Annotated in this window: 8 protein-coding genes and 1 pseudogene; 2 read left to right on the top strand and 7 right to left on the bottom strand. The window is 40.7% G+C overall.

The annotated features are described in order from the left end of the window. The 3 genes from KNP94_RS15630 to KNP94_RS15620 form a co-directional block, all read right to left on the bottom strand. On the bottom strand, positions 1 to 365 hold a 365-nt coding region (locus KNP94_RS15630), incomplete at its 3' end, for a relaxase/mobilization nuclease domain-containing protein (protein ID WP_215115950.1). Further along, positions 332 to 661, bottom strand: coding sequence for a MobC family plasmid mobilization relaxosome protein (locus tag KNP94_RS16180; RefSeq protein ID WP_147512721.1), 330 nt, complete (start codon positions 659 to 661; stop codon positions 332 to 334). The genes KNP94_RS15630 and KNP94_RS16180, both read right to left, overlap by 34 nt. 284 nt (positions 662 to 945) lie before the next feature. Further along, the gene (locus tag KNP94_RS15620; RefSeq protein ID WP_147512730.1) at positions 946 to 1,290 is read right to left on the bottom strand and encodes a DUF3139 domain-containing protein; all 345 of its coding nucleotides are present in this window, start codon (positions 1,288 to 1,290) and stop codon (positions 946 to 948) included. Between the two features lie 67 nt (positions 1,291 to 1,357). On the opposite strand from KNP94_RS15620, the gene KNP94_RS15615 reads away from it, so the two are divergent. Further along, positions 1,358 to 2,152, top strand: a complete 795-nt coding sequence (locus tag KNP94_RS15615; RefSeq protein WP_215115949.1) for a YiiX/YebB-like N1pC/P60 family cysteine hydrolase — start codon at positions 1,358 to 1,360, stop codon at positions 2,150 to 2,152. A gap of 1,260 nt (positions 2,153 to 3,412) precedes the next feature. Then, on the top strand, positions 3,413 to 3,637 hold the full coding sequence (locus tag KNP94_RS15610; RefSeq protein WP_251132690.1) for a hypothetical protein: 225 nt from the start codon (positions 3,413 to 3,415) through the stop codon (positions 3,635 to 3,637). 134 nt (positions 3,638 to 3,771) lie between these two features. Here KNP94_RS15610 and KNP94_RS15605 read toward each other — a convergent pair whose 3' ends face one another. The 4 genes and pseudogenes from KNP94_RS15605 to KNP94_RS16175 all read right to left on the bottom strand — a co-directional run. Then, on the bottom strand, positions 3,772 to 4,020 hold the full coding sequence (locus KNP94_RS15605; protein WP_215115948.1) for a hypothetical protein: 249 nt from the start codon (positions 4,018 to 4,020) through the stop codon (positions 3,772 to 3,774). Positions 4,021 to 4,034: 14 nt separating this feature from the next. After that, entirely contained in the window at positions 4,035 to 4,766 is a 732-nt protein-coding gene (locus KNP94_RS15600; protein WP_215115947.1) for a hypothetical protein, read from the bottom strand. A gap of 133 nt (positions 4,767 to 4,899) precedes the next feature. Then, complete coding sequence (locus KNP94_RS16030; protein WP_251132689.1) at positions 4,900 to 5,691, bottom strand: hypothetical protein; 792 nt, start codon at positions 5,689 to 5,691, stop codon at positions 4,900 to 4,902. A gap of 292 nt (positions 5,692 to 5,983) precedes the next feature. Beyond that, positions 5,984 to 6,115 (bottom strand): annotated as a pseudogene (locus KNP94_RS16175) (relaxase/mobilization nuclease domain-containing protein); the annotation flags it as partial.

Raw genomic sequence — 6,115 nt, 5'->3', positions numbered from 1 at the left:
TTCTTCGAAGACTGATACTTGCTGCCACTCTCGAAATTCACGGCATTGATGATGATGTGATTATGAATATGCTCCTTGTCCGTATGCGTGTAGATGACGGCTTCATGCCCTTTTGATATGGCTCGAGCGAGTTCTTGCCCGATTTTGTTCGCTTGTTTGGCTGTCACTTCCCCTGGCTTAAAGGATTGAATGACATGGTGGGCTTGAATTCCGTCCGGTTTGCCCCATAATTCTCTCGTCGCCTTCATCTGAGACTTGGCATACTCCGGTGGACAATCGACCCCTGATCGTTCTTCTGCTCGTTTTTCAGCGTAGGAAATGAGCTTGTTGGCTACTTTTGTATTGCCGAGTTGAATTGTTGCCATATCTGATTCAACTCCTTCTGTATGTTTTCCAGTTCTTCTTTCGGTACTGATTTGCCCTCGTTTGCGTGTTTGGTCATCTGGTTTACGTTGTTCCCGATGGCACGCAATTGACGGGCAATCTCAAATGCACCCTCTCGATCGATCTTCGGTGGTCGCATTCTCGATCCTTGTGCCTGCTTTTTAACATAAGCCGGCACACTCATTTGAAAACTTTCTGCTATCTCAGAAAGTTTCTCAAATTCGACTTCACTCACTCGAAAATTGACCTGTCGGTTCTCTTTTCGGTTCGCCTTCACAACAACCGCCCCCTCTGAATACGTACGAATTATGCCTCGAAAGATGGACGAGTAAAATCCTTTTACTCGTCCATCTTATTCGAATCATAGAGGGGTTGGCAAGCTTCGTATTTGCTAGCCACTTCGTGTCGCACATACAGCTTGTCGGGGGGATCCCCGAGCCCCTTTCTCTAAAAAATTAAAGACTGTTCTTTCGTCTTGGGAGACGAAAGAAGCTACTTCCTCGTGGAAGTAGCTCATCAGGTAGAATAATGCATTAAATAATTAGGATCCGTACTAAGGATTCAATAGTTTGTAATGTATTTCCCTTCTTTTTTATTTGTAATTTCTTCTCCATCTTTATAGCCGATAATTTGAAAATTATTGGATCCCATTTGGTAAATTTCATATTCGTTTTTAGGCTCATCTTTAAAAGTCACCTTAGCAAAATATTCACCAGTTGTAGTGTCTAGAACAGTTTCTTTCTTTTCAACCTGTTGCATATAGTTATTTTCTTTTAAAAAACTATCTATATTCTGAGTGGTAGATTGTTTTTCGTCATAATAAAAACTTTTGTATGCCCATGCTCCGATCAAGACAAATCCTAAAAAAAGTATGATCAAAAAATATATAATTCCTTTTTTATTCATAAATCATCCCTACCAATCGTTTTTTTTACATTATAATCAAATAATACTAAAAAATGGAGGTTTTACTTTGTTTAAAAAGAGTTTTGGTTTTGCAGCGTTGGTTTTCTCTTTATCATTAACATCCCCTAACTTATCATATGCCGAAGATCTAAGCCAATTGGAAAATGATTTTTCGAAAAGCGCATATAGTGACCTTGTCGAAGAAGGTGTAGTTGATAAAAGTCTATCTTATAATTCGTGGGTGGATGCGAATACAGAAGATTCATTTGAAGAATTGGAAAAGGAATTCCCTGTTCCTAATAAATTAATGGAAGTCGAACCTGAATCAAAAACTGCAAAAGGCTATAGTGTACCTTCAAAAACTTTTTCCACAATGGCTGCTGCTGCTTCTAAAGGGCCAGTTTTAAAAAAAGGAGATATCTTGGTTAGTAATGGTACATTTTCTTATGGGTTAACTGGTCATGCTGGAATCGCTATTAGCTCCTCTAAAGTACTTCATATTTCTGGTGCGAAAACTAACCCCAAGGTCATCACGTCTAAGCAATGGCAAGATAGATATGGGATAGTTAAAGGCCAAGTGAATGGTACTAAAATACGTACGAATGTATACCGTGTAAGTAGTACAAAGGTTGCTTCTAAGGCAGCTGATTGGTCTACGAAAAACTATAAAGGTAAAAAATATAGTTATATGATTACAAGTAATCTAAGCTCGAAAAATCCAACATATTGTTCTAAGATCGTTTATCAAGCCTATAGTTCGGCTAAAGCCGTAAACTACCCTTCTGGAGGTATCGCTACTCCTTATGGACTACCAAGTTATTTCAAATCTGATCAAAAACTTAAAGGTATGGGATTCCTTTAAGACACGATAAAAAACCTTTGGAACATTTACTGTTCCAAAGGTTTTTTATCGTGTCTTATTGATTGTTCTTTTTTATTATGTTTATTTTAATATTGTCAGGAGAAAAGATAAGGCTTACAATAGGCAGTAACAAAATATGGACGAAAACACAAAAAACGCCACTTCTCCTATCTACTTGTCGCCAAACGAGTAGATGATCAACAAAGTGACGCTTTTGAATAGCGAGTGTTAGAGCACTAGCTATTGATCGTTGAAGACACACGACACGTGGCTTCAACTTAGATGAACTTATCATACTAAGTAAACCTAGAACATTCAAGGTTTTAGTAAAGAAAAAGGACATCGTTCAGTAGCGAGTTTTGCGAAACCTGCTATCTGACGATGTCCTTTTTGTTTTGCTCTACATAAAAAAGAGGTCAGCACTCGCTCTTTAAACGAGTAGGTTCATCTAGCCGACGCAGTAAAATAGATCGGTCATCATCGCAGTTCCAGTAGGTGATGCGACGTTAGCAGGGGAAGGACGTAAAGCCCTGTACATAGCCTAAGTCCCGAGGGATACGGTAAAGATCGTTGAGAGGTTCAGACGGGGTCATATGGTACGAGACCGTAGGCAGTCCCACGACAAACGGTGGGGAATTTCCTAGTAGGCGGCTGTATGATTGCTGTGACACGACCTGAGGTGGCTTCTGGCCACGTCAGAGTGGATTATATGACGAGTCGCCGAAAGGCAGCAAGGTAGGGCGTGGAAACGCCTTGTGTGCGCAATGATGCGCAGCGAGTCATATCGTGGGGGCGTGATTCCCCTGCAGTCTTGGAACGCCTAGACATACGGATACCTCGTCCTACACTGGACGCAGAAACGTTGGGCAGATTTAATCCTTTTATTTTCAAGGGGTTAGTCTGCCCATTCAGCCGTTTTCCTCGCCTGCCTCCCGCAGTATGCACATGCTCTTCTAGTGCATCAAGTCTTTTTGATTAAAAAAAGGAAAAGAAAATGCAGGAAAGATGAAGATCAACGACTGGAGAACATGTCGTGCGAGGAACGTTGAAGGAGGGAGCGAAGCGAGTCCATTCAATGTGACGCAGTACGCCACCAAACGAAGTGAAGGCGTAAACGCCGAAAACGGAGTGCGGTAGTTCACGAAAAGCGAAATTCCTTAGAAGATCCATCGGGCGAAGAAGGAAACGAAGTGCAGTAGTCTAGGGAAAGCCAATGATAGAATCTAGATAGTAAGTAATTTATTTTAGGGGGAATTTAGTATGGAGAAAGATTTAAGAATGCCGGCAATCGAAGAATATAAAGTGATTTATGAGGATTTGATGGAAAGTCCTTCTTCGATCCAGCGTGACTTAAAACTTGCTGCGTTAATGACACGAATGGAACAGGCATTTCATATCCCGATGTTAAAGAATGAAGAGTGGGAAAAAGAGCATCGAGAGGTGATTGGACTCTATCGCCAAGTATCGGATGCCCGTTCACTCTGAAAACGGTCGAAAATCCGTAAGATTGCGTGAAATGACAATTCCTCGCAAGGATACCGTTGGTATCAAGCCGAACACGAAAAAAACGGTCGATCCCGACCGTTTTCACAAACTTTTGATGTAAGTTTACTTATTTCTTAACCCTCATCTTTCATATTCAAATCCTCTGCTTGACGAATTGTTATTACTTTTTCTTTATCGTCAATTGAAATAACGCAGTCCCATGTCGGTTTTAGTTGAAGAATACCTTTTTTATCAATCCATAATACGGCGGTTAACTCGATAAAATTCCCCATTACAACCATTTTTTTAGCGTTCTCATCAATTACTGCGTAAAGTTCTTCATCTAGGTTGATTTTCCAACCGAAAAATTCATTAGTGTTCATAAATAATCTCCTTTTTATTCATCGATAACTTTGCCATTTTTATTTAAAGATCCAACTCTTTTAGGATTACCGATTTTCCATGCTTTTTTAGTTCCATCATATCCGATATGACCAGCACTATCTTTAGTAATGACCCATTTTCCATTCTTAAAAGTTCCACTTGTTTTACTTAGAGGTGTCTTTCCAAATTTATCTTTGAATTTCGATAAGTCTACAGTTGTACTTGAACCGGATTTTTTTAAGCTTTTAGGAATTTTTGCAGCAGCTTCTTTAGCGGCTTTTTCACTAAAGTATGCACTTACCTTGTTGTAAATCCAAGAACCTGCTGAGACAGCAACTCCTGCAACTATGAGACCACCCGTAGCCGTGATAGCTACTTGCCCTATTCCAGGAATCATGTATATTCCTGCAGCAGCAATTGGGAATGCCATAGTTCGAATTTCGCCATCTTTTTGTTTACTGTCGCCATTAGCATAAGTTGTAGAAATAGTGTCTGGATGGTAAGGATTTAAGTATTCAGATGGTAAGTAAATAATTTCTTCCTCAGAATAGTATCCAGGCTCAAACAATTCTTTTGGAACTTCCTCGATGCTATTATATTCAAATTTCCAATCTACAGGAGTATCAGCTTGGACAGTAGTCTTTAAATTATTATTTTCACCTGTTGCAGCTGAGACTGGTGCGACTGCTGTTAAACATAATGTAGCAATCGATAATGATGCAACACCACTTTTTATTTTTTTCATCCGATCTCTCCTTTAAGTCATCTGATTTTAATTTTTCTATTTACATTTTTTAAAAATAATGACTTTTCGATAACATAATACGCACATTAACATCCAATAGTTTCATTTTTAAGTAAAATTTGATCGTGTTTTTTTATGGCACATCAAAGCCTATAAATGAAAAAACAAAACGAAACAGAAGATAGATTGGTATTAAAAATATGGCTGTCATGAGCCCTTGCTTTCCTGCGTCTAGCCATTCTGTTATGAAAATTTTCCGTCTAACGCTCGAAATCTTGCTCGAAAGATTTGTTGTGATTTCGTTTAGGTGCTGTTCGTGCCTGTTCTTGAGGTTGGTCATTTCTGTCTCGATTTTCTGCGTGTTGTTCTCGAGTATCTGTTTTAGCTCGCTTTGTTGCGCGATGATGCTGCTGTTGGCCTTCTCGCTCGTTTGTCTGAGTTGATCGTTGATCATTTTGTGACTTGTGTTCAATTGGTCGAGGTGTGTACTCTGTATGTTCTTCAGCTGCTCGTGAAGAATTTGCTGATTCTCCTTGAGTTGGTTCGAGTACGTTTCGATTAATGCCTGAAGTTGTCCGTTTATTTTGCTGGTATGCTCTTCGAGTTCCTTGCTTCGACTGCTCAAGCTTTCGGTTGAATTCTTCATAATCAAATGCGTCACTTCTTCGGTGTCCTTGCTGATCTGAACGAGATTCTCGATTTCCTGTTGGAATGTCATCTCCTTCTGGACGACCTCCTGCAGGACGGTCGACAGATAGCCCTCGACGGCTCTCAGACGCATCAGAAGCTCCTGTTCGTTCTGAATCAAGGGTTCTTGCGTCTGATGGAGTGGCGCTTCCTGTTTGTTCTCCATGTGATACTCCGGTGTGTCTTCCGACTTCACCATCGTTTGCTCTTTCGCCTTCAATTGTTCTTTCAAACCCATCCTTGATGACCTCCCTCTCGTAATCTGCCCCTAGTTTGTTGTCTCGTACTCGTTTTTTATTCGCATGATCGTAATACGTCGTCGTGTTTCCCCGTTCTCGTACTTCAATCTCATGCTTTTTCAGCAGATAGCCCTTGAATGCTTCGTAGTCCGTCGTTTCTTGCTTCGCGTCCTCAATCTTCGTCCTGATCTCGTCCTTCCAAGAGGTCTTGCCCTTCTCGAGAAGGGCTTTTTCTGCCAATGTATAGCGAACCGGAGCGTCTTTTTTCACGATGACGGACAATCCTCGTTCCTGACAGAGCCGATCGCTCGCCTCACGGATCCGATGGAGGTCTTTCTTCGAAGACTGATACTTGCTGCCACTCTCGAAATTCACGGCATTGATGATGATGTGATTATGAATATGCTCCTTGTCCGTATGCGT

The sequence above is a fragment of the Exiguobacterium sp. s80 genome (assembly GCF_018618725.1).
In the GTDB taxonomy this organism is placed as follows: domain Bacteria; phylum Bacillota; class Bacilli; order Exiguobacteriales; family Exiguobacteriaceae; genus Exiguobacterium_A; species Exiguobacterium_A oxidotolerans.
Note: the sequence above shows the minus strand (reverse complement) of the source record. Positions and strands in the feature narration are given on the sequence as shown.